Origin of the sequence: Paenibacillus sp. 32352, from assembly GCF_002042965.1 — a bacterium.
Taxonomy (GTDB): Bacteria; Bacillota; Bacilli; order Paenibacillales; family NBRC-103111; genus Paenibacillus_S; species Paenibacillus_S vulneris.
Genome location: NZ_MZNT01000024.1, coordinates 1 through 19,452 on the forward strand (window position 1 = coordinate 1; position 19,452 = coordinate 19,452).

Here is a 19,452-nt window from a genome sequence, read left to right on the forward strand (position 1 = left end):
GCTCAAAATTCAATGCTAGCGAGAATTTTCATTCTCTGTTAAAACATTCACTCGTTGTTCAGTTTTCAAAGGACAATATATCGACAAAACCTGATTACTTCATGTAACTTCTGTTTTGTCATTTTGTTCACCGTGTTTAGCGGCGACTCTTATAATATACCACATTCGCCTACGTAATTGCAAGCATTTTTTTAAAAACTTTTTTTGTGGGTTCCTACCGCTTTATTTCATATCGAACTTCTCGGAAGGAACGAGTAATAAAATAACATACAAATCAAATCGAAGTCAAGTATTTTTTAATGATGCATTCGGTTCCTTGCATATTTCGATATTTCTTTAGGGGATGCAAGCCGAGCATACATTCTAAAGATGACTCTATACCGCGATTCAATAGCTCCTTTAATATCAGGATCAATCCGTTTATCATTTAGATCAAACAGCATTTCGTCCAACTCTTTTTTCAACACATAGTCGAGTTCCCTGCACTCTCTTTCATTAAATAAAAACCCGAGCATCGACGTAATACCCCTTCCACAGCTTGTGTATATTCCATGTTGAAGCAAACAAAAAATGCATTGAAGAAAGCAACATCTTCTGTGTATAGAATCCATTGCGTTTTTTCAATGCATACGAAATGAAAGCATTTTTAACGCTTTACTGTTATGCACATATTTGGTTATTTTTATGCTGATTTTTTTATTGCGGTTTAACAAGCCAATACGTAAAGGTGCTCTCTATTAGTGCCGCGGCTGTCAAAGTTACTACAATAATAACGAACACGGGCACCAGCGCCTTGGCAAAGCCCCGAAATTCCTCTTTGAATTTACCGGACCGTGCAGGGCTTGTAAGGGCCGTTAAGGACTTGAGAACTAGCACCCCTAAACGCAATCCGAATGCACATGCAAAAACGATTGCAGGAATTTCAATAATACCGTGAGGCAGAATAGCTTTGATGACGTATAGGATAGACTGCTTTTCAGCAGAGACGGCCATAACGTAACCTAGCAGCAGCCCATTCGATAACAAGAAGAACAAAGGCAGCACGCCAAAAAAGGCCCCCAACCCTATAATAAGCAGCGATTTCGATACATTGTTCCAAAATATCAGCCAAAACAGCGACCACTGCTGATTAGGTTTACCGTTAATAGATTGAGATAGCTGCTCCAATCCCTTCAGCTGCGCTTCAATGAAGGCATGAAATTGATCCGAGAAGCCCGCCCCCAGTACGATCCCTGTAACGAAAACCAAGGCAGAAGCAATAAAATAATGTTTCATCAGCCGAAATTGCAGCATCATGTTCCTCAATGGCGTTCCCCCCTATGATTTTCTATGTGAATTTAGCATGTTTTTTGAATAAGCGGTACGAGCCCTGGCATATCTTTCTTGTCCGAGCATACATTTTACTAATCAGCTTATACAAGCCCCTACCACACTGGGCAAAAGGAGGTCTGGATTTTGTGAACTATTTTTATGTCGTTAACGGCAAAAAACTGAAACAATCTTTTATTATTTTAGTTGCTGTTATTTTTGCTATCGGCATTATTTACTCCGAACGCGATAATGTCACGGTGTTCTCGCAGAATGAGCCCGCGGCCATCTACAGTGTACAAACCGATAAAAAAGTCATTGCCTTAACCTTCGATATTAGTTGGGGCGATACTCGAACGGAACCTATTTTGAAAGTGCTTGAGGACAAAGGAGTCAAAAAAGCGACCTTTTTCTTATCCTCTCCTTGGGCAAAGGACCATCCGGAAATCGTGAACCATATTGTTAAAGGCGGCTGGGAGATTGGCAGTCATGGTCACAAGCATGTTAATTATAGCAGCTTGAATACAGACGAGGAAATAAAGACGCAAATCACGACCGCACATCAGATCCTTCGTGACGTAACCGGACAAACTCCTAATCTGATCCGTCTGCCGAACGGAGATTTCGACAAACGGGTGCTGCGGATCGCTAACGAGCTTAACTATACGGTTATCCAATGGGATACGGATTCGTTAGACTGGATGAATAAAGGCGTAGACAATATTATTAACCGGGTTGTAACCAAAGCCCATCCTGGAGATATTGTGCTGATGCACGCCAGTGATTCATGCAAACAGACCCACGAAGCCCTTCCCGCCATTATTGATCAATTAAGAGCTAAGGGCTACGAGTTTGTTACGGTCAGCGAGATGCTGAAGCAGACTCAGGTTGACAACAAGCCTCCCATTGAAGATCAAGCAATGAAGACCATACATTAGAATAAGGGCAAAATGATGAAGAGCCGTTACACCGGCTCTTTGTTTGTTTGTAGCACTTTGGATAGGATCAGGATTTGCCATGCATTACTTGCAAGCAAAGGCACCATCATAAATACTGTGGAAGCAGCAGTATCCAGTCTTAACGCAGGAACGGCTTCCATTGCGGACACGACAATCATAAAGAACAGTGTGGGAATAAAACCGTTACGGTTGGTCAATTGAACTTTCCAATAAGCGACGCCCAAACCTACGGCCAGCATGCAAATAGGAAGAATAGTATAAGGGAGCCAATCTCCCCCAGCGTCTGCATCCCTTAAATAGACCAAATCAATTAATGCAATAATAACCAGGATGACTTGCAGTACGTCCCAAATCCATTTGCTTCTTATAATTCCGATGGCAATAAATCTTATGATCAAATAGGCGAAGAACCCCATCTGGCTCAGTACGCTTATTGTGGCTCCGCCTAACAGCATCGTTAGAACGTTATAGCCCACTGCGCTGCCGTTTAAAAAGCTGAATTGCTGATCATTCATTTGTAAAATAATTCCGATGACTAAAGCACTAATGGCACCTATGACTAGTGTCGTCCAAAATAAAAAAAACCACTTTCTTAATGTCACGAAATTCTACCCCCACAGCTTCATCTGTACAGAAGTTAATTGTACCAACGTTCACAAAAAAAAGCCAACAAATCAGCAGAGTGAAAGTTATTCTAACGGCAAATACTAAGGCCAAATTCTTATATGGAAAGGAGCCTTATGTAATGATGAAGCGATGGTTGCGCCCTGTTTCCCTCCTTCTAATTATTTGGGTTTTAACATCCTGCGGATCCGATAAGCAAGCCTCACAATCCCAAAGCGGCGGGTATAAAGATACAAAAACTATGGTGCTCGACATCCTCAAAACTGATGATGGTAAAAAAGCAATCATTTCCGCATTAAGCGGCGGCGGTAGTGGAAGCAGCAGTGGCGGAGGTGAAGGAGGCGGTGGTTCCGGAGGGGGCATCCAGTCCGAAGGTCAATTGAAGCTGCTCTCTGCCGGTGATGCTCAGCAAATTCAGTTAGCCGTTAAAGACGTGTTAACCGATACGAGCAATAATAAGTTTTTGCAATCGATCATGACCGATCCCAAGTTCGCCGGACAATTCGCAAAAGCCATTCAAAAAGAAAATAAACAGCTGCATAAGGATTTGATCAAAGACCCTGAGTATCAAAAGTCTATGATTGAGGCAATGAAGAACCCCGATTTTGAGAAAATGCTAATGGATTCCATGAAAGGTCCTCAGTACAGACAGCAAATGAAAACGGTGATGCAGGAATCTTTACAAAGCCCCTTGTTTCGACTTGAGCTAATGAACCTTATGAAGAAGGTTCTGGAAGAGGAGTCCCAGCCTAAAACCAAAGAGCAAGAGGGTGGCGGTGCTGGAGGCGGCGGTGGTGCTGGCGGTGGCGGCGGAGGTGGCGGCGGCGGCCAGGGTGGTAAGAAGTAGTAGAGGCTAATTCCCTTGTCCAATTACTCCATCGGCGTTGAAGCTGACTCCCATACGTTACAGATATTAAAAAAAGGAGCCGCCCTAGGGCAGCTCCTTATCTTATTCCACTTTGTTGATCAGCTTCTGGGCCATCTCCAAATATAAAGCGCCCGTTTCTGTCTCAGGTTTGTATACGGATGGGGAAAAATCCGGTTCTGCAACATGATTGTCCGGTGCACCCAACGGGATTTGGGTCAGCAGCTCGGTGTGAAGCTCCTCAGCCAGCTTGGCACCTCCGCCTCTGCCGAACACAAAGTCTTTTTGCCCACAGGCGCTGCATTGGTAATAAGACATGTTCTCAACAACGCCTACGATATCATGATTCGTGTGTAAAGCCATTGCTCCTGCTCTGGCAGCGACAAAAGCGGCCGTTGCATGCGGTGTCGTAACGATAATTTCTTTGCTTTGTGGAATCATCTGGTGAACATCCAGGGCGACATCGCCTGTTCCTGGCGGTAAATCAAGTAGAACATAGTCTACATCTCCCCAGCTGACTTCCTGAAAGAAATTACGCAGCATCTTACCGAGCATCGGACCACGCCAAATTACCGGTGTGTTCTCTTCAACAAAAAAGCCCATCGAAATCACTTTAACACCGAAGCGTTCCACCGGAATGATACGATTATCGACCAATTGCGGTCTTTCCTCAATCCCCATCATGTCAGGAACGCTGAAACCGTAAATATCGGCGTCGATAAGACCTACTTTCTTCCCTAATCTCGCCAAGGCTACAGCCAGATTCACTGTGACGGTCGATTTACCGACCCCGCCTTTACCGCTTGCGACTGCTATAAAGTGAACGCCCGATTCCGGGTCCAGGATATTGCGAGCTGGCGCCGCTTCCTGAACCGGTTGCGATGCATGCTCCTGCTGCTTTCGAGCCGCCTCGTTACGGTCATATTCCGTCATAGGACGAAACCGAAGATGAACCTCGGAAGCGCCGGCTTTCTGGAATGCGGCAGTGATTTGTTCTTGAATATTTGTACGATAAGCTTCGTCCTCATTAGACAGCAGCACGGTCGCAGATACCCGATCTTCTTTGATAAGAAAATCTCTAATAAGCTGCAATTCAGCCAAGCTAAGCTGAAATTCCGGGTCCTTCAGATGACGAACGGCCTCTACTAATTGTTCTTTGGTTAGCACGTTTTCACACCCCAGCCGAAAATAAGAATTGTGGTTTCATTTTATTATATCACAATTTTATAAGTTACCTACTTTTTCGCCGGAGTAATACCGCAATATTCCTTGATAGACCGAAGCCGCCACTTTCTTCTGGTATTCGGGAGATTTCAGCAGCTGCGCTTCTGAAGGATTCGATAAGAAGCCTACCTCAACCAAAGCACTAGGGATTTTTAACGTCTTTAATAAATAGACATTATCGACCGGCTTCGCTACACGATCCGTATTATTCAAGTTTTTCTTGATTTCATCTTGGATTAACGCCGCTAACAACCCGTTATCCTGATGGTTCGGATAATAAAATGTTTGAGCCCCGGACCATTTATCCGAAGGAATACTATTCAAATGAATACTGACGAATAGATCAGCCTTTTGTTGAGAAATAAATTGTGCTCTAGCCAGCAAATCCTCTGTCTTTCGCTTGCTGTACCCTTTGGTCGATGGTTCCGCCAAATCTTGATCGCTTTCTCTCGTCATCACGACCATGGCGCCTGCTTCCTGCAAATAGTCCCTAAGGTACATCGTTATCGCCAGATTAATATCCTTTTCAATGATTCCGTCCTTACTCTCAGCGCCGCCATCAGGTCCTCCGTGGCCAGGGTCCAGAGCAATTTTTTTCCCGGAAAGCGGCATCGTCCAGTATGTCCATGTTTTGGTCGCAGGAAGCTCGTACGTAAACATAAACAGCATTAGTAGTACAAGCAAAAAAGACATCACCAGTTTCAAGCTGCTGTGCATGGTCAACCATACGACGACCCTTTTCCTCCTCTTAAACATAAAAAAAATCCACCTCGCATCCCCATAGACTCTTAATCATCTATATGGGACAGGGTGGACAAATATGCTATCAATTGGTTGGTTCGAATTGTTCCATCATACCTTCTATCAAAATTTCCGCCACCTCGGGGCGTGTAAATTGCGGAGGAGGACATTGGCCGCTACGCAGCAAAGCTCTTACCTTTGTTCCGGACAAATGAAGATGTTCCGATTTGTCGTGCGGACATGTTTTGCTGGAAGCCATATTGCCGCACTTGGTGCAGAAGAAGCTGTGCTCGAAGAACAATGGAGTAATTCCCAGCTCTTCGCTTGTGAAGTTGCTGAAAATTTCTTGTGCTTCATAAGTACCGTAGTAATCGCCTACGCCGGCATGGTCACGACCGACAATGAAATGCGTGCAGCCGTAATTCTTACGAACCATTGCATGAAAGATGGCTTCACGAGGCCCTGCATAGCGCATAGCGGCTGGAAATACTCCTAGAAATACACGATCCTTTGGGTAATAGTTTTCCAGCAACGCCAAATAGCTGCGCATGCGAACATCAGCTGAGATATCATCCGATTTGGTTTCACCTACGAGAGGGTTCAAGAACAGAGCATCGACAATTTCCATAGCGCTTTTTTGGATATATTCATGGGCACGGTGAACCGGATTTCTAGTTTGGAAGCCAACTACGGTTTTCCAGCCCTTTTCCGAGAAAATACGACGGGTTTCCGCAGGATCAAAATAAAACTCAGCAAATTGCCCCGGCTCAGGACGATTCAATACCCGGATCGGGCCGCCTGCATAGATGGAAGGCCGCGACAGCAGCTTCTGAACCCCCGGATGGGCTTCGTCATCGGTTTTAAACACCTTAACTGCTTCGTTCTTCTGATCGACCTCATAAATGCTTTGAACGTCCAAAATACCGTAAATAACACCGTCCTGCTCTCCTACTAAAGCTACTTGCTCCCCAACTTTAATCTCATCCGCAACGTAATCCTCCAGAGACAATGTAATCGGGATGCTCCAAACGGTCCCATCTACCAAACGCATGTTCTCTACAACAGAATCGTAATCTTCTTTCCCAAGAAATCCTGTGAGTGGTGAAAAAGCGCCAATACCGATGAGATTAAGATCGGAAATCGTCCATGCATTAATTTGTATAGGGTATAAGTTCTTGGCCAGCTCCAATAGTCCTTCTCTCTCGGCTCCTACCGCGACACGGTTAATTAATGTGCCGCCATGTGGACGAATTGTCTCAGCCATGGGTTCGTGAAACCTCCTTATTTATGAAGGCCACATTCCGTTTTCTCAAAGCCGGACCAGCGTCCTGCACGAGGATCTTCACCTGCAGCTACTTGACGTGTGCAGTGCTCGCATCCGATACTTGGATAGTTCCGGTCATGCAGCGGATTATAAATAATATTATGACTGCGGATATAATTCCATACATCTTCAGAAGTCCAGGAAGCAATAGGGTTGAATTTCACCAAGCCGAATTTCGTATCGTATTCCACTTTCTTCGCGTTTGCTCTTGTTGGAGCTTGATCTCGGCGAATTCCCGTAATCCAGGCATCATAGTTTTTCAAAATATCCGACAAAGGATCTACCTTACGGATGTTGCAGCATTGCGTAGGGTTGCTTTTCCAGAGCTCGTCACCGAATTGAGCGGCCTGATCTGCTAAGGTCAGCTTGGGAAGAACCTGCACGAACTCAACACCATAATGCTGCTGCAGCCTATCGCGGGTTTCGTAAGTCTCTTTGAAATGCACGTTAGTATCCAAGTAAAAAATATCTGTCTTAGGGCTTACCTTCTGGAGCATATCGACTAATACGACGTCCTCTGCCCCAAAGCTACAGGCCAAAGTGATGTTAGGGAATTTCTCAACGGCCCAGGCAATCAATGCTTCCGGGGACTGATTCTCGAATTGTTCTGCCGCCTCTTGAATTAATTTTTCTTTTTCAAACAAATTCATATTTATCCACCCTCTCATCGTATTAATTCCGAGTATATTAATGTGTTTTGTTATATATCATTATAACGCGACGGGACTTTTTGTCAATTTAAAATTTTGTTGGGCCATTACCTATCATATGGTGAGCCCAGGCAAAGGTGATTCGAAAAACAAAAAAACCTTTCCACCGAAATAGTGAAAAGGTTCTTGTATAAGCGATAATGCTTGATATTAACGTTTGGAGAATTGAGGAGCGCGACGAGCTGCTTTCAAGCCGTACTTTTTACGCTCTTTCATACGAGGGTCACGAGTCAGGAAGCCTGCCTTTTTCAAGGAACCACGCAATTCAGGATCAGCTTTCAGCAATGCACGGGAAATACCGTGACGGATTGCTCCTGCTTGTCCGGAAATACCGCCGCCGTTAGCAATAACCAAAACATCGTATTTACCCAATGTTTCTGTCAAGTTAAGCGGTTGTTTAACGATCAACTTCAAAGTCTCAAGACCAAAATACTCATCAAGGTTACGTTTATTAATAATGATGCGTCCTTCACCTGGTACCAAACGTACACGAGCTACCGAGTGCTTACGACGACCTGTTCCATAATATTGAACTTGTGCCACAAAACAGCCCTCCCTTTAAATTAACCGCGAAGTTCCCAAACTTCAGGTTGTTGTGCTTGATGCGGATGCTCAGAACCGGCATATACTTTCAATTTTGTTTTCATGCTATCGCCAAGGCGATTTTTTGGAAGCATGCCATGAATTGCGAATTCAAGTACACGTTCTGGTTTTGTATTAAGCAAATCTTGAGCGGATGTTACTTTCAAACCGCCAGAGTACAAAGAGTGGCGATAGTACATTTTGTTTTGCAGCTTTTTACCAGTCAATCTGATTTTTTCTGCGTTGATTACGATTACGAAATCCCCAGTATCAACATGAGGCGTAAATTGCGGTTTGTGCTTACCGCGGATAATGCTGGCAGCTTCGCTCGCAAGACGGCCCAGAGTTTTATCTGTTGCGTCAATGATGTACCATTTGCGCTCTACTTCATTTGACTTAGCCATATATGTGGTACGCATGAATAGTTCCTCCTAAACAATTGTTCACTTCGTTACTAGTTGGATGAAACGACACAGTCATGTGATGAACATGAAGACATCTGCCATTCCATCATCAATCTATCTGTATCATTCGTTTATAGTTATCGTTAAATTAAGGTTAGCCTTTTCCTTGACCCGGGGCCGTGGGATAGCCGATCAAGAAACGCCAAGTGATATTGTACTATAAAATCTGCGACAAATCAAGTAATGATTGTATCTAGATTATATAATACTTCCCAGAGCATAAGCCCATGAGGCACAGCTGTAGGTCCGGCTTTAGCCCGGTTGCGGGCTGCCAGAATGTCGCGGATCGATTCACTTGAACGTTTGCCTTCTCCCACCTGGATCAAGGTCCCTGCTACGATTCGAACCATATTGTATAAAAAGCCGTTGCCGGTCAAATATATATGAATGGTAAACGATTGAAGCTGAGGGTCCACAGGTTCACATTCCAGCCTGGCGTCGAATAACGTTCTGACGTGGGACAATTTCGTGGATCTGACGGAGCAAAAGGAAGTAAAGTCATGTGTACCGATTAACCATTTGAGCCCTTCTGCCATAGCATCCGTGTTCAAAGCAGTCGGATGGTAAAACTCCATATGACGTTTAAACAGGTCAGGATGACGGCCGCAGCGGATGGAGTAACGATACGTCTTTTGTACAGCTGATCGGGTCGCATGAAAAGCTAAATCTACCTCTCTAGCGCCGCTTACGACAATATCATCAGGTAGTCTTGTATTAAGCGCCATACACCATCTCTCGATAGGAATCTTCGATTCTGTATAGAAATTAATAACTTGACCCCTCGCATGAACCCCTGCGTCCGTCCTGCCCGACGAAGTCAATTTGACCTTTTCTCCGGTTAGAGAGTGCACGGCTTGTTCCAGCACGTCCTGAATCGTATTTAAGCTAGGCTGTGTTTGAAAACCATTGTAAGCTGTCCCGTCATAACTGACGGTCATGCATATATTCCTCACGGCCGTCCTCCATTAAACCGTTCAAGCTTAGGCTACAAAAAAAAGGGTTTCATCAGAATCAAGAGATCCCGTCCACCCTTTCCCATCCTTTTTATGCACGATCTACTAATTCTAAATATACCATTGGCGCTGCATCGCCGCGGCGAGGACCCAGCTTCAAGATTCTGGTGTAACCGCCTTGACGTTCAGCGTAACGTGGAGCCAATTCAGAGAATAGCTTCTGGATCGCGTCTTGATTTTCGTTAGCTGCTTCACGACGAACAAAGGAAGCAACTTGACGGCGAGCATGAAGATCTCCGCGTTTTGCCAACGTAATTAGTTTTTCTGCAATAGAGCGCAGCTCTTTAGCCTTAGCTTCAGTAGTTTGGATGCGCTCATGTATGAACAAGTCGGTTACCAGGTCACGAAAAAGAGCTTTACGTGCGCTGGAATCACGACCCAACTTTTGGTATGCCATTTGTGTGCAACCTCCTTCTGCTTAATTATAACCTGACGTTTTAGTCTTCCATTCGGAGACCAAGTCCAAGCTCTTCGAGCTTCTCTTGAACCTCTTCAAGGGATTTACGTCCAAGATTACGAACCTTCATCATGTCTTCTTCCGTTTTCGTAATCAATTCTTGAACCGTATTAATACCTGCGCGCTTCAGGCAGTTGTAAGAACGAACAGAAAGATCCAGCTCTTCGATCGTCATCTCGAGCACTTTTTCTTTCTTATCTTCTTCTTTTTCCACCATAATCTCGGCATCCTTAGCTTCATCGGTCAAGCCGACAAACAGCATCAAATGCTCTGTTAAAATTTTAGCGCCCAAGCTTACGGCCTCTTCAGGTCGAATACTTCCATCGGTCCAGACTTCGAGGGTTAGTTTATCATAGTTGGTAACTTGGCCGACGCGAGTGTTCTCTACGCTGTAATTCACACGGGTAATCGGAGTATAGATCGAGTCAATTGGAATTACGCCGATTGGCTGATCTTCCTTCTTGTTCTTATCCGCTTGAACGTATCCGCGTCCCCGATTAGCATGAATTCGCATGTGAAGACGTGCATCGGAGGCAAGCGTAGCAATATGCAAATCCGGATTAAGGATCTCCACATCGCTATCACCACGAATATCGCCGGCTACAACGGGCCCTTCACCTTCTGCGTCGATTTCCAACACTTTCTCCTCGTCGGAATGAATCTTCAACGATAGCCCTTTAAGGTTAAGGATAATCTCCGTAACATCTTCCATGACACCAGGTACGGTGGAGAACTCGTGCAGGACTCCGTCGATTTGAACCGAAGTCACTGCTGCCCCCGGCAAAGAGGACAACAGGATTCTGCGAAGCGAGTTCCCTAAGGTCGTTCCATAACCTCTTTCAAGAGGCTCTACAACAAACTTACCGTAAGTGCCATCCTCACTCAATGATACGGTTTCTATTTTCGGCTTTTCGATTTCGATCATTTATAACCCTCCTTCAAAACGTCGTTTCCCTCTGGATAACTTAAGACGCATAGAACGTGCAGTATGCCTATCCAAACAGTATTCACACTTATTGGATATTTATACCACTCTTTTGCAATCCTGAATTAGACACGACGACGTTTTGGAGGACGGCAACCGTTATGTGGAATTGGAGTCACGTCTTTAATCAGGTTAACTTCCAAACCTGCAGCTTGCAGCGAACGAATCGCAGCTTCACGACCAGCGCCAGGACCTTTAACCATAACTTCAACGGCTTTCATACCATGTTCCATTGCTGCTTTAGCTGCGGACTCAGCGGCCATTTGTGCAGCGAACGGTGTGCTTTTACGCGAGCCTTTAAAGCCCAGGTTACCAGCACTTGCCCAAGAAATTGCATTACCGTGCGGGTCGGTAATAGTTACAATCGTATTGTTAAACGTAGAGCGGATATGTGCCACTCCAGAGTCGATATTTTTCCGATCACGACGTTTTGTACGAACAACTTTTTTCGGTTTAGCCATTTAATTGTTAACCTCCTTTACTATTTTTTCTTGTTAGCTACAGTACGACGAGGACCTTTACGCGTACGAGCGTTAGTTTTAGTACGTTGACCACGAACAGGTAAGCCGCGGCGGTGACGAACACCACGATAGCATCCGATCTCAATCAAGCGTTTGATGTTAAGAGCAATCTCACGACGAAGGTCGCCTTCCACCTTAACGGTTTTGTCAATTGCATCGCGAAGTTTACTTACTTCGTCTTCAGTCAGGTCACGAACACGAGTCGATGCGTCAACACCAGTAGAAGCCAGAATTTTCTCGGAAGTTGTTCTGCCAATACCGAAAATGTAGGTCAAAGCAATAACTACGCGTTTGTCACGCGGCAAGTCTACACCAGCAATACGTGCCATTTATAGGAGCACCTCCTTATCCTTGTTTTTGTTTATGCTTAGGGTTTTCGCAAATTACCATTACATTGCCTTTGCGGCGAATGACTTTGCATTTTTCGCAGATCGGTTTGACCGATGGTCTTACCTTCATGTTTATTACCTCCTGTGAGTTTTCGTAAGAAAACTAACTTCGTAAGACTAACTCGTATCTATTTAAAACGATAGGTTATACGGCCTCTGGTCAAATCATAAGGGGAAAGCTCCACAGTCACTTTGTCACCAGGCAAGATCCGGATAAAGTGCATTCTGATCTTTCCGGATACATGAGCAAGTATCTTATGACCATTCTCAAGCTCCACCTTAAACATTGCATTCGGAAGAGGTTCAATCACTGTACCTTCAACTTCAATTACATCTTCTTTGGCCACAGTCATTCTCCTTTCTCATGTGCTTCTGAATTCATTGGATCCACGTACTTCTTTAGTGCGAAGCGTAACTTTCCGTTCGTCACACGACCGCTTTCTTTCAAGCTATCCACTACTTCGCTGCTGATTGTTTGCAGTAACTCGAGATGAATCAAGTTTTTCTTCTTAGGCTGGTCGAACTTCCGTTTGTCGCCGTCGGCAATCCATACGAATCGTTGGTCTTCGACGCTGATTATAACGGCGTACTTCCCGGAGTCCTTACCACGAATGATCCTAACGAGTTGTCCGAGCTGTGGAATGTTTACCGAATCCACTCTATCACCTACCGAGATTTAGTGAGTATTTCATACCCATCCGGGGTAATAGCAATGGTATGCTCGAAATGCGCGCACAGTGTGCCATCCACTGTAACGACTGTCCAGTTGTCCTCTAGGGTTTTGACGTATCGCTCCCCTACATTGACCATAGGCTCAATCGCTAATACCATACCAGGCTTCAATCGAGGTCCTCGATCAGGTAAGCCGTAATTCGGAATTTGAGGTTCTTCGTGAAGCTCTCTACCTACACCATGTCCTACATACTCTCGAACAATTGAAAAACCTTCATTCTCGACGCATTTTTGAATCGCGTGAGAGATAGTGTACAATCGCGCATCCGGTTTGGCTTCCGCAAGACCGGCATATAGAGATCTCTCGGTTACTTCCAACAACTTCTTGGCTGTATCTGAAATATTCCCTACTCCATAGGTCCAAGCAGAGTCACCATGATATCCCTTGTAGTTTGCACCGATATCAATGCTGATGATGTCGCCATCTTTAAGCTTACGCCCACTGGGTATGCCGTGAACCAATTCATCATTGACTGAAGCACAGATGCTGCCAGAAAAACCGTTATAGCCTTTAAAAGATGGGGTAGCGCCCTGACTGCGAATATATTCTTCTGCGATTTGATCCAGCTCTTTAGTTGTAATATCGGGCTGAATGGCCTTTTGCAACAAAAGATGCGTATCGGCCACTATGCGGCCGGCTTCTCTCATTAATTCCAATTCAGCTGCAGACTTACAAATGATCATTCCGCTTGCCCTCGCAATAGTGAAATGATTTGTGTAGTAACCGCACTTATTTCTTGCTCGCCGTTAACCTCACGTAAGTTTCCTTTGTTACGGTAATACGACAATAGAGGTGCTGTTTTGCTCGTGTATTCATCAAGACGGGTGCCTACTTTTTCTTCGGTATCGTCTGATCTTTGATACAATTCGCCAGAACATTTATCACACACATTTTCACGTGCTGGAGGGTTAAACAAGATATGATACGTAGCTCCGCATGCCTTGCAGATTCTTCGACCAGTCAATCGAGCCAAAAGCAGACTGCGGTCTACTTTTAAGTTGATTACATGGTCTATGCTTCTGCCCAAAGAGGCCATGATGTCATCCAGTGCTTCAGCTTGAGAAATGGTTCTTGGAAAACCATCCAGCAAGAAGCCTTTATTGCAATCCGGCTGCTGCAGACGTTCCTTTACGATACCAATGGTGATTTCATCCGGAACGAGCAAACCTTGATCCACATATTTTTTTGCTTCCAAACCAAGCGGTGTTTCCTGCTTCATTGCCAAGCGGAAAGCATCACCGGTCGAGATATGCGGGATTTGAAACTCATTAACGATTCCTTCCGCCTGTGTACCTTTTCCTGCACCAGGAGGTCCCATAAAAATCACGTTCATAATGATTTCCTCCCCATCGCATCAAACGATGCTAACAGCACAATAGGTGCCGATAGCTAATAAATAACTACCAGAACCTATTTGCTATTTATTAATGAAGCCTTTGTAATGACGCTTGATCAATTGGGATTCGATTTGCTTCATCGTTTCCAATCCAACACCGATAACAATCAGCAAAGAAGTACCGCCGATTCTTACCGAGTTCGGCAAGCCGGCCACACTTCCGAGAAGCATTGGCAGGATAGAAACCGCGGACAGGAACAAAGCACCGGACAAAGTAATGCGAGTCATCACTTTGGTTAAGTAAACCGAAGTCGTCTTCCCTGGACGAATCCCTGGAATGTAGCCTCCGTTTTTCTTCATCTGTTCCGCCATTTGCTCAGGGTTGATCTGAACAAACGTGTAGAAGAACGTGAATCCAATGATAAGCAGCACATACAAAACCATCCCGACAGGATGTGTATAGTTCAAGTTCGTAATGATCCAGTCCGCTACCGGATTGCCTCTCCAGAAGCTTGCGAGCGTTGGAGGGAATACTAGCAGCGAAAGGGCAAAGATAACCGGAATTACGCCTGCTGCATTAACCTTTAAAGGGATATGTGTCGATTGTCCACCATACATTTTACGGCCAACAACACGTTTTGCATACTGAACCGGAATTTTACGTACGCCTTGTTGAATAAAGATGACTCCGGCAATCAGTGCGATGACGACGATAGCTATAATGACCATCTTAAGGATGTTCAAGAATAGTGCATCGCCAGCTTCTGCAAACTGAGTTTTGACGATTTGCGAGATTCCGGTAGGAATCGCAGCAACAATCCCCGCAAAGATGATCATGGAAATACCATTTCCAATTCCATTTTCAGTGATTTGTTCCCCTAACCACATCAGAAATGCAGTTCCCGCTGTAAGAACGATCGCAATTAAAGCATATGTTGCGAATGTAGGATTCACAACAAGGCCAGCGTAGATTCGGTTAAATCCGATCGCCAAACCAAACGCTTGAACCAGCCCCAACACGATTGTACCATAACGGGTAATTTGCGCTAACTTCCGTCTGCCTACTTCCCCTTCTTTAGCCCACTGCGCAAACCTTGGTATCACATCCATCGATAATAGCTGAACTATGATCGAGGCTGTGATATAAGGCATAATTCCCATCGCGAAGATGGAGAATTGGAACAGGGCGCCGCCGGAAAAGGTGTTCAGCAAGCCAAATACATCACTGGAATTGGCCTGATCTTGAAGCTTCAAAATATCTGTGTTGATGTTAGGTACCGGAATGAAAGCACCAATTCTGTAGACGATTAAAACCAGTAAGGTGAAAATGATTCTTTTCCGTAAATCGTCCACTTTAAAAATATTGGATATGGTACGAAACATTAAATCACCTCGGTTTTACCGCCGGCAGCCTGAATTTTCTCTACCGCAGATTGAGAGAACTTATTAGCTTTCACGTTCAGCTGTACAGTGATTTCGCCGTTACCCAGAACCTTGATGCCGTCTCTTGCATTTTTCACAATGCCGGATTCAAGCAGCAATTCAGGAGTAACTTCCGTACCAGCAGCAAACTTGTTAAGCTCAGTCAGATTCACAATCGCGAATTCCTTACGGAATCTGTTAGTGAAACCACGCTTAGGCAAGCGACGATATAGAGGGTTTTGACCTCCTTCAAAACCTGGACGAACACCACCGCCGGAACGAGCGTTTTGCCCTTTATGTCCGCGAGTAGCTGTTTTTCCCATTCCACTTCCGATACCGCGGCCTACGCGCTTGCGTGTTTTGCGGGATCCTTCGGCAGAACTAAGTTCATGCAACTTCATCGTTTGCACCTCCTCTAATGCATTTTATTAATCGGATTTATGCTTCGATTTCTTTAACTTCTACCAAGTGACTCACTTGATTGACCATGCCGCGGATAGCAGCATTGTCTTGTTGTGTAACTGTTTGGTGCAGCTTGCGAAGTCCAAGAGTTGCAACTGTACGACGTTGTCCTTCTGGACGACCGATCAGACTGCGCTTGAGGGTAATTTGTAATTGCTTAGCCATGGTTATCCCTCCTAACCTAACAGTTCTTCAACAGTTTTGCCACGCAGTTTTGCAACTTCTTCAGCACGCTTCAGACGCTGCAAACCTTCCAATGTAGCATTAACCATGTTGATGGAGTTAGAAGAACCTAGGGATTTTGTCAAGATATCGCCTACACCAGCAAGCTCCAATACGGCACGAACTGGACCACCAGCGATAACTCCAGTACCTTTGGATGCAGGTTTCAACAATACGCTTCCTGCGCCGAATTTTCCGATTACCAAGTGAGGAATCGTAGTGCCAACGATAGGTACATGAATCAGGTTTTTCTTGGCATCTTCAATACCTTTGCGGATTGCATCAGGTACTTCACCAGCTTTACCGATTCCTGCGCCTACCCAGCCTTTACCGTCGCCTACAACTACTAATGCGCTGAAGCTGAAACGACGTCCGCCTTTTACTACTTTAGCAACGCGATTAATGTTAACAACTTTTTCAGTTAACTCTAAAGTATTGGGATCAATACGCAAGTGACTTTACCTCCTTGTTTATGTTTTGATTAGAATTCAAGACCTGCTTCACGAGCAGCGTCAGCCAATGCTTGCACACGTCCGTGATACAAGTATCCACCACGGTCAAAAACAACTTGTTGAACACCGTTCTTTTTAGCACGCTCTGCAATCAAAGCTCCGACCTTGCGAGCTGCTTCCACGTTACCGCCGTTACCGATGCTTTCTTTCAACTCTTTATCTTGAGTGGAAGCTGCAGCAATCGTTACACCTTTCACATCGTCGATCAATTGAGCGTACATGTGCTTGGAGGAACGGAAGATATTCAAGCGTGGACGTTCAGTCGTACCTTGAATTTTCTTACGAACACGCAGGTGTCTTTTCAAACGGGCTTTATTTTTATCGCCTTTTGTAATCATTCGAGGTCACTCCTTTCAACTTGGATAAGAAATTATCGCTCTAGGCGACCTTATTTCTTCTTACCTGCTTTACCTTCTTTACGAAGAATACGCTCGCCTTCGTACTTAATACCTTTACCTTTATAAGGCTCAGGCTCACGTACGGAACGTACTTTAGCAGCCGTTGCACCGACTAACTCTTTATCGATACCTTTAACGATGATCTTAGTGTTAGAAGGAACTTCGAATTCGATGCCGTTCTCAGGCTCGATTTCTACTGGGTGGGAGTAACCTACGTTCAAAACCAGCTTGTTGCCAGTTTTGTTAGCGCGGTAACCGACACCAACCAACTCAAGAGATTTCGCGAATCCTTCGGTTACGCCATTAACCATGTTGGCAACAACACTTCTAGTCGTACCGTGTAAGGAGCGATGTAATTTATTATCAGAAGGACGCTCTACAGAAATTTCGTTTTCTGTAACAACCACCTTCATGTCTCTGTGTAATTCACGGGACAATGTTCCTTTAGGACCTTTAACCGTAATTAAAGTATTGTCCAAAGTTACATTAACTCCGCCTGGGATTGTAATTGGCTTGCGACCAATACGGGACATGGTTTGCACCTCCGTTCATTTTAATTCTGTATTACCACACGTAGCAGATAACTTCTCCGCCTGCTTTGGATTGACGAGCTTCCTTGTCGGTCATAACGCCTTTGGAAGTCGAGATAATCGCGATACCCAAACCGCCAAGTACACGAGGTACTTCTTGGCTTTGAGTGTAAACACGCAAGCCCGGCTTGCTGATTCTTTTCAGACCGGAGATAACACGTTCGTTGTTAGGACCGTATTTCAAGAAGAGACGGATAATCCCTTGCTTGTTATCCTCGATATATTCAGCATCACGGATAAAGCCTTCCTTCTTGAGGATCTCAGCGATTTCTCTCTTGATCTTCGAAGCCGGAATTTCAACTGTCTCATGACGCACTACGTTTGCATTACGAATGCGAGTAAGCATATCTGCAATTGGATCTGACATCACCATATTTGTGAACCTCCTTCCCGAAACTAGGGTTATTACCAGCTTGCCTTTTTAACGCCAGGGATCTGGCCTTTGTATGCTAATTCACGGAAACAAATTCTGCAAATTTTGAATTTCCGTAGAACGGAATGCGGACGACCACAGCGTTCGCAGCGAGTATACGCCTGCACCTTGAATTTAGGAGGGCGCTGCTGCTTCACTTTCATCGAAGTTTTTGCCACTTACTTTTACACCTCCGCTTGGTACCGTTTCGATTACTTCGTAAACGGCATTCCTAATTGGGTTAATAATTCACGGGATTCTTCGTCGGTTTTAGCTGTCGTTACGATAACGATATCCATACCACGAACTTTATCCACTTTATCGTACTCGATTTCAGGGAAAATCAATTGCTCTTTAAGACCAAGTGTGTAGTTACCGCGTCCGTCGAATGCTTTGTTGGAAACACCGCGGAAGTCACGAACACGAGGAAGTGCCACGTTGAACAATTTGTCCAAGAAGTGATACATACGCTCGCCGCGCAATGTAACTTTAACACCGATTGGCATATTTTCACGCAGTTTGAAACCTGCGATAGATTTTTTCGCCTTAGTTACTACTGGCTTTTGACCTGCAATAAGTTGAAGGTCTTGAACTGCTACATCAAGTACTTTGGAATTGGAAACCGCCTCACCAACACCCATGTTGATAACGACTTTCTCAATTTTAGGCACTTGCATAACAGTGGAATAGCTGAACTTTTGCATTAACGAAGGAGTAACTTCGTTCAGAAAACGATCTTTTAATCTTGCTGCCATGTTTCATGTACCTCCTTTCCTAACTTATACGATTAGTCGATGACTTCACCGGATTTTTTTGCTACGCGCACTTTTTTACCGTTGTCCAATACTTTGTAACCTACACGGGTAGGTTGGCCGCTCTTTGGATCAACCAGCATCACGTTAGATACGTGAATTGGCGCTTCTTGCGAAATAATACCGCCTTGTGGATTCGCTTGGGAAGGCTTAGCATGCTTCTTGATCATGTTCACACCTTCAACCAACACGCGGTTCTCACGAGGATATGCTGCGATTACACGACCTTTTTTACCTTTGTCCTTACCTGTAATCACGAACACATTGTCATCTTTTTTCACGTGCAATTTATTGTTGTAAGATTCGAGCTTCTTACCTTTGTTTGGCATCGAAATTCCACCTCCTAAGAGTTTTCTCAAGAAAACCCACATCGTAAGACATTTGCTT

The 19,452-nt window shown here is 44.7% G+C and carries 31 protein-coding genes; 2 read left to right on the top strand and 29 right to left on the bottom strand.

The annotated features are described in order from the left end of the window. Positions 1 to 296 precede the first annotated feature (296 nt). Positions 297 to 515: a hypothetical protein gene (locus tag B1728_RS37140; protein ID WP_028552477.1), complete on the bottom strand. Its 219-nt coding sequence runs from the start codon at positions 513 to 515 to the stop codon at positions 297 to 299. A gap of 181 nt (positions 516 to 696) precedes the next feature. After that, positions 697 to 1,296 (bottom strand): stage II sporulation protein M, encoded by a 600-nt coding sequence (locus B1728_RS34500; protein ID WP_079915014.1) that lies wholly within the window; start codon positions 1,294 to 1,296, stop codon positions 697 to 699. Positions 1,297 to 1,457: 161 nt separating this feature from the next. Between B1728_RS34500 and pdaB the strand changes: the two genes are divergently transcribed. Next, positions 1,458 to 2,246: a polysaccharide deacetylase family sporulation protein PdaB gene (pdaB, locus tag B1728_RS34505; RefSeq protein ID WP_079914954.1), complete on the top strand. Its 789-nt coding sequence runs from the start codon at positions 1,458 to 1,460 to the stop codon at positions 2,244 to 2,246. A 26-nt stretch (positions 2,247 to 2,272) separates the two neighbouring features. Here the strand turns inward: pdaB and B1728_RS34510 are convergent, their stop codons facing one another. Then, entirely contained in the window at positions 2,273 to 2,869 is a 597-nt protein-coding gene (locus B1728_RS34510) for a KinB-signaling pathway activation protein (protein WP_079914955.1), read from the bottom strand. A gap of 143 nt (positions 2,870 to 3,012) precedes the next feature. Here B1728_RS34510 and gerD point away from each other — a divergent pair, with 143 nt between their 5' ends. Further along, entirely contained in the window at positions 3,013 to 3,738 is a 726-nt protein-coding gene (gerD, locus tag B1728_RS36495; protein WP_179136323.1) for a spore germination lipoprotein GerD, read from the top strand. Between the two features lie 102 nt (positions 3,739 to 3,840). On the opposite strand, the gene B1728_RS34520 is transcribed toward gerD, so the two are convergent. From B1728_RS34520 to rplX, 26 genes are all read right to left on the bottom strand, one after another. Beyond that, positions 3,841 to 4,923, bottom strand: coding sequence for an Mrp/NBP35 family ATP-binding protein (locus tag B1728_RS34520; protein ID WP_079914957.1), 1,083 nt, complete (start codon positions 4,921 to 4,923; stop codon positions 3,841 to 3,843). A 57-nt stretch (positions 4,924 to 4,980) separates the two neighbouring features. Then, positions 4,981 to 5,736 carry an N-acetylmuramoyl-L-alanine amidase CwlD gene (gene cwlD / locus B1728_RS34525; RefSeq protein ID WP_079914958.1) on the bottom strand — a complete coding sequence of 252 codons (756 nt, stop codon included), beginning with the start codon at positions 5,734 to 5,736 and terminating at the stop codon, positions 4,981 to 4,983. A 70-nt stretch (positions 5,737 to 5,806) separates the two neighbouring features. Beyond that, positions 5,807 to 6,985, bottom strand: coding sequence for a sulfate adenylyltransferase (gene sat / locus B1728_RS34530; RefSeq protein ID WP_079914959.1), 1,179 nt, complete (start codon positions 6,983 to 6,985; stop codon positions 5,807 to 5,809). Between the two features lie 17 nt (positions 6,986 to 7,002). Continuing rightward, positions 7,003 to 7,695 (bottom strand): phosphoadenylyl-sulfate reductase, encoded by a 693-nt coding sequence (locus B1728_RS34535; RefSeq protein WP_079914960.1) that lies wholly within the window; start codon positions 7,693 to 7,695, stop codon positions 7,003 to 7,005. A 210-nt stretch (positions 7,696 to 7,905) separates the two neighbouring features. Further along, entirely contained in the window at positions 7,906 to 8,298 is a 393-nt protein-coding gene (rpsI, locus tag B1728_RS34540) for a 30S ribosomal protein S9 (protein WP_028552486.1), read from the bottom strand. A gap of 20 nt (positions 8,299 to 8,318) precedes the next feature. Then, complete coding sequence (gene rplM / locus B1728_RS34545) at positions 8,319 to 8,756, bottom strand: 50S ribosomal protein L13 (protein WP_079914961.1); 438 nt, start codon at positions 8,754 to 8,756, stop codon at positions 8,319 to 8,321. A 221-nt stretch (positions 8,757 to 8,977) separates the two neighbouring features. Next, positions 8,978 to 9,754 (bottom strand): tRNA pseudouridine(38-40) synthase TruA, encoded by a 777-nt coding sequence (truA, locus tag B1728_RS34550; RefSeq protein ID WP_079914962.1) that lies wholly within the window; start codon positions 9,752 to 9,754, stop codon positions 8,978 to 8,980. Positions 9,755 to 9,845: 91 nt separating this feature from the next. Then, positions 9,846 to 10,211: a 50S ribosomal protein L17 gene (rplQ, locus tag B1728_RS34555; protein ID WP_028552489.1), complete on the bottom strand. Its 366-nt coding sequence runs from the start codon at positions 10,209 to 10,211 to the stop codon at positions 9,846 to 9,848. A gap of 40 nt (positions 10,212 to 10,251) precedes the next feature. Next, complete coding sequence (locus tag B1728_RS34560) at positions 10,252 to 11,196, bottom strand: DNA-directed RNA polymerase subunit alpha (RefSeq protein ID WP_079914963.1); 945 nt, start codon at positions 11,194 to 11,196, stop codon at positions 10,252 to 10,254. A 125-nt stretch (positions 11,197 to 11,321) separates the two neighbouring features. Continuing rightward, positions 11,322 to 11,717 (bottom strand): 30S ribosomal protein S11, encoded by a 396-nt coding sequence (rpsK, locus tag B1728_RS34565; RefSeq protein WP_013921137.1) that lies wholly within the window; start codon positions 11,715 to 11,717, stop codon positions 11,322 to 11,324. Between the two features lie 20 nt (positions 11,718 to 11,737). Next, positions 11,738 to 12,106 carry a 30S ribosomal protein S13 gene (rpsM, locus tag B1728_RS34570; RefSeq protein WP_079914964.1) on the bottom strand — a complete coding sequence of 123 codons (369 nt, stop codon included), beginning with the start codon at positions 12,104 to 12,106 and terminating at the stop codon, positions 11,738 to 11,740. 16 nt (positions 12,107 to 12,122) lie between these two features. After that, positions 12,123 to 12,236 (bottom strand): 50S ribosomal protein L36, encoded by a 114-nt coding sequence (gene rpmJ, locus B1728_RS34575; RefSeq protein ID WP_003333770.1) that lies wholly within the window; start codon positions 12,234 to 12,236, stop codon positions 12,123 to 12,125. Between the two features lie 58 nt (positions 12,237 to 12,294). Continuing rightward, on the bottom strand, positions 12,295 to 12,513 hold the full coding sequence (gene infA / locus B1728_RS34580; protein ID WP_009676800.1) for a translation initiation factor IF-1: 219 nt from the start codon (positions 12,511 to 12,513) through the stop codon (positions 12,295 to 12,297). 2 nt (positions 12,514 to 12,515) lie between these two features. Further along, positions 12,516 to 12,824 carry a KOW domain-containing RNA-binding protein gene (locus B1728_RS34585; protein WP_079914965.1) on the bottom strand — a complete coding sequence of 103 codons (309 nt, stop codon included), beginning with the start codon at positions 12,822 to 12,824 and terminating at the stop codon, positions 12,516 to 12,518. 8 nt (positions 12,825 to 12,832) lie between these two features. Then, positions 12,833 to 13,582, bottom strand: coding sequence for a type I methionyl aminopeptidase (map, locus tag B1728_RS34590; protein WP_079914966.1), 750 nt, complete (start codon positions 13,580 to 13,582; stop codon positions 12,833 to 12,835). Continuing rightward, positions 13,579 to 14,232 carry an adenylate kinase gene (locus B1728_RS34595; RefSeq protein WP_079914967.1) on the bottom strand — a complete coding sequence of 218 codons (654 nt, stop codon included), beginning with the start codon at positions 14,230 to 14,232 and terminating at the stop codon, positions 13,579 to 13,581. The genes map and B1728_RS34595 overlap by 4 nt, the downstream gene beginning before the upstream one ends. 84 nt (positions 14,233 to 14,316) lie before the next feature. After that, positions 14,317 to 15,618, bottom strand: coding sequence for a preprotein translocase subunit SecY (secY, locus tag B1728_RS34600; RefSeq protein ID WP_079914968.1), 1,302 nt, complete (start codon positions 15,616 to 15,618; stop codon positions 14,317 to 14,319). Beyond that, on the bottom strand, positions 15,618 to 16,058 hold the full coding sequence (gene rplO, locus B1728_RS34605) for a 50S ribosomal protein L15 (RefSeq protein ID WP_079914969.1): 441 nt from the start codon (positions 16,056 to 16,058) through the stop codon (positions 15,618 to 15,620). The genes secY and rplO overlap by 1 nt, the downstream gene beginning before the upstream one ends. Positions 16,059 to 16,095: 37 nt before the next feature. Next, the gene (gene rpmD / locus B1728_RS34610) at positions 16,096 to 16,284 is read right to left on the bottom strand and encodes a 50S ribosomal protein L30 (protein ID WP_079914970.1); all 189 of its coding nucleotides are present in this window, start codon (positions 16,282 to 16,284) and stop codon (positions 16,096 to 16,098) included. 11 nt (positions 16,285 to 16,295) lie between these two features. Continuing rightward, positions 16,296 to 16,793: a 30S ribosomal protein S5 gene (rpsE, locus tag B1728_RS34615; protein ID WP_028552000.1), complete on the bottom strand. Its 498-nt coding sequence runs from the start codon at positions 16,791 to 16,793 to the stop codon at positions 16,296 to 16,298. 29 nt (positions 16,794 to 16,822) lie between these two features. Beyond that, positions 16,823 to 17,191, bottom strand: coding sequence for a 50S ribosomal protein L18 (rplR, locus tag B1728_RS34620; protein ID WP_079914971.1), 369 nt, complete (start codon positions 17,189 to 17,191; stop codon positions 16,823 to 16,825). A gap of 50 nt (positions 17,192 to 17,241) precedes the next feature. Then, positions 17,242 to 17,784, bottom strand: a complete 543-nt coding sequence (gene rplF / locus B1728_RS34625; protein ID WP_079914972.1) for a 50S ribosomal protein L6 — start codon at positions 17,782 to 17,784, stop codon at positions 17,242 to 17,244. A 31-nt stretch (positions 17,785 to 17,815) separates the two neighbouring features. Continuing rightward, positions 17,816 to 18,214: a 30S ribosomal protein S8 gene (gene rpsH / locus B1728_RS34630; RefSeq protein WP_028552003.1), complete on the bottom strand. Its 399-nt coding sequence runs from the start codon at positions 18,212 to 18,214 to the stop codon at positions 17,816 to 17,818. 32 nt (positions 18,215 to 18,246) lie between these two features. Continuing rightward, positions 18,247 to 18,432 carry a type Z 30S ribosomal protein S14 gene (locus tag B1728_RS34635; RefSeq protein ID WP_026326663.1) on the bottom strand — a complete coding sequence of 62 codons (186 nt, stop codon included), beginning with the start codon at positions 18,430 to 18,432 and terminating at the stop codon, positions 18,247 to 18,249. A gap of 33 nt (positions 18,433 to 18,465) precedes the next feature. Then, positions 18,466 to 19,008 (bottom strand): 50S ribosomal protein L5, encoded by a 543-nt coding sequence (gene rplE, locus B1728_RS34640; protein ID WP_079914973.1) that lies wholly within the window; start codon positions 19,006 to 19,008, stop codon positions 18,466 to 18,468. 32 nt (positions 19,009 to 19,040) lie between these two features. Then, complete coding sequence (gene rplX, locus B1728_RS34645) at positions 19,041 to 19,394, bottom strand: 50S ribosomal protein L24 (protein WP_079914974.1); 354 nt, start codon at positions 19,392 to 19,394, stop codon at positions 19,041 to 19,043. Positions 19,395 to 19,452 lie beyond the last annotated feature (58 nt).